3 protein-coding genes are annotated in these 2,497 nt (G+C 41.8%); 2 read left to right on the forward strand and 1 reads right to left on the reverse strand.

Going from position 1 to position 2,497, the window contains the following annotated elements:
- Positions 1 to 605, forward strand: a 605-nt coding sequence (locus NTU69_11315; protein ID MCX5804096.1) for a thiamine pyrophosphate-dependent enzyme, incomplete at its 5' end; no start/stop codon positions are given.
- Positions 606 to 649: 44 nt separating this feature from the next.
- On the opposite strand, the gene NTU69_11320 is transcribed toward NTU69_11315, so the two are convergent.
- The gene (locus NTU69_11320; protein ID MCX5804097.1) at positions 650 to 1,807 is read right to left on the reverse strand and encodes a transporter substrate-binding domain-containing protein; all 1,158 of its coding nucleotides are present in this window, start codon (positions 1,805 to 1,807) and stop codon (positions 650 to 652) included.
- 214 nt (positions 1,808 to 2,021) lie between these two features.
- On the opposite strand from NTU69_11320, the gene NTU69_11325 reads away from it, so the two are divergent.
- On the forward strand, positions 2,022 to 2,497 hold a 476-nt coding region (locus tag NTU69_11325; protein MCX5804098.1), incomplete at its 3' end, for a flavin reductase family protein.

Below are 2,497 nucleotides of genomic sequence, written 5' to 3' on the forward strand. Positions count from 1 at the left end.
CCGTGGCAGGTGATGGAGATTGCTATGGTGAAGGTGGAAACCACCTCATTCATGCCATAAGGAGAAATATCAGCGTGAAGCTCTTTGTCCATGACAACCAGATATACGGACTTACCAAGGGCCAGGCTTCCCCTACAAGTATGGAGGGAATGGTCACTAAAAACCAACCCTTTGGTGTGCTGTCAGAACAATTGAACCCGATGGTGATGGCAATTGCCCTTGATTGCAGTTTTGTGGCAAGGGGTTATGCGGGGGATCAGGAGCATTTAAAAGGGTTGATAAAGGAAGCGGTCAACCATAAAGGGTTCTCCCTTGTAGATATTTTACAACCCTGCGTAACCTTCAACAAAGTAAACACCTATGCATGGTATGGACAGAGGGTTTATCATATAGAGCCAGACTATAATCCAGAAGACAGGGTACAGGCATTTCAAAGGGCACTTGAATGGGGAGAGCGGATACCCATAGGTGTTATTTACAAAAACAAACGCCCGACCTTCGAGGAGAGGATGCCTGTAATTAAAGTTAAGCCCCTGATACAACAGACAGTTTCGATAAAAGTGATGAAAAAGAAGTTGCTGAAAACAATGCAGGAATATTACTAAGTGCTCACGAGTTCACCAAGAGTGGGGCGCTATGTATCCAGTATTTACTCTTCTATGAATTCAAAGGCCCTGCCTTTTCTTTCGCTCTTTATCTGTTTTACCTCAAAATTTTCGTTCAGGCCATAGCGAGCGAGTAGAAATTCCCAGCCAGGTTCATTCATAATATTCAACAGGGAGACATTGATGGACTTACGTAATGAACTATCTTTCGACAGACCAAAGGCAAAAGAAAGCCTTTTCAATTTTGTCGGGTAGATAGAAATCTTTCTACGATATTGATGTTCCCCGTAATAGTGCAATGACACCTCATCGTATAAAAATCCATCGATTTCTTTATCCGTCAAGGCTTTAAGGACATCCTCTTCTTCTGCAAAGAGGGTATAGTTTCCACCCATCTGTTGAAGAAGCTGTGCCTGAACACTTCCCTTGACAGTTCCAATGCGCATGTGTCTTAAGGCTTCAGTATTAATCGTTCTGGTCATGAAATGATGTGCCGTCAGGGAGGAGGCAAGGGCGGCAGTAAAGGCGCTGAGCGCTACAGCGCAAATCAGCATCCACAATAAACCCATGATTCGACCAGGGATGGAATGAAGGCTGATCCCAAAACAGGTGCCAGAGGCCATCGTTGACCCTACCCAATAAATACCGGCGCTGATCCCTTTGAGTAAACCTCCTCCAAAATGGTCAGGGTTGCTTTCACGTTCGATGAGCCAGAATACAAAGCCTATAACGAACAGGATTAAAAAGAAAAGTACGATGATCTTCAGAATCCCCCAGGAAAAGAAAATCTTAATAGCTGCCCACCAGGGATGGTCCATGGCTTCCGGAAGCGTAGCAACTGCAAGGCGGGTGTTGCCAAAAGGCATTGTGAAGTCAAACAACTGCTCACGCTCCGCAGTGATAAACAATGCTGCCACTGAAACATCAATCTTGCCATGTCCAAGGTCTTGAAGGAGCTCATTGAACGACATCTCTTTGAACGTGTAATCAAGCTTCAAACTGCGAGCTATCTGGGACCACAGCTCCACATTAATGCCGCTCCATTTTCCCTCATCATTCTTCATCGTGAAAGGAGGATCATGGATAATACCCACAACAAACGTTTTATTCGGAGAAGTTACAATGTTATTTTGCGCTTCGGCCATTGCAACATTGATGTGCATAAGCAAAACCAATAAAAACAGTATAGAAATTTTTTTCATCCTCATTTTCAATTACCGTTCGTTTTCAATTTTAAAACGTTTACATATATGTTTTCAATACTTACTTACAGCAACACATTTCCAGGATTTTTTTTCGATGCCTCTTACAATTATTGGTAGAAAGAATTTGAAGAAAATATTACAATAACAAGACACTGTATGGCATCAATCGTTACAAGCGATATATTTTGACACAATAAAGGAGGAAATTTGAATGAATATTAAAGCGGTTCACAAGATTAGTTATGGGATGTACGTTATTAGTTCAAAAAAGGGCGAGAAGCTTAATGGGCAGATTGCGAATACGGTATTCCAGATTACTTCAGATCCACCAACACTGGCAGTCAGTATAAATAAGCAGAATTTAACACACGAGTTTATAAAAGAAAGCAAGGTCTTTGTCGCTTCAATCTTATCAAAAGAGGCACCTATGACACTTATAGGGCATTTTGGTTTTAAATCAGGCAGGGAATTGGAAAAATTCAAAGATAAAAATTATAAAATCGGTATAACCGGCGCCCCGGTACTTTTAGAAAATACAGTAGGATACCTGGAATGCGAAGTTCAGAGTAGCACAGATGTTGGAACCCATACAATTTTCATTGGTAAGATAGTAGATTGTGAAGTCTTAAGTGAAGCCGAGCCAATGACCTATGCATATTACCATGAAATCAAGGGCGGAAAATCTCC

This window comes from Pseudomonadota bacterium, assembly GCA_026388215.1.
GTDB lineage: Bacteria > Desulfobacterota > Syntrophorhabdia > Syntrophorhabdales > Syntrophorhabdaceae > JAPLKF01.

Bases quoted from the DNA above. Each gene is read 5' to 3' on its own strand.
- NTU69_11320 (MCX5804097.1), bottom strand. From the start codon at position 1,807: ATGAAAAAAATTTCTATACTGTTTTTATTGGTTTTGCTTATGCACATC.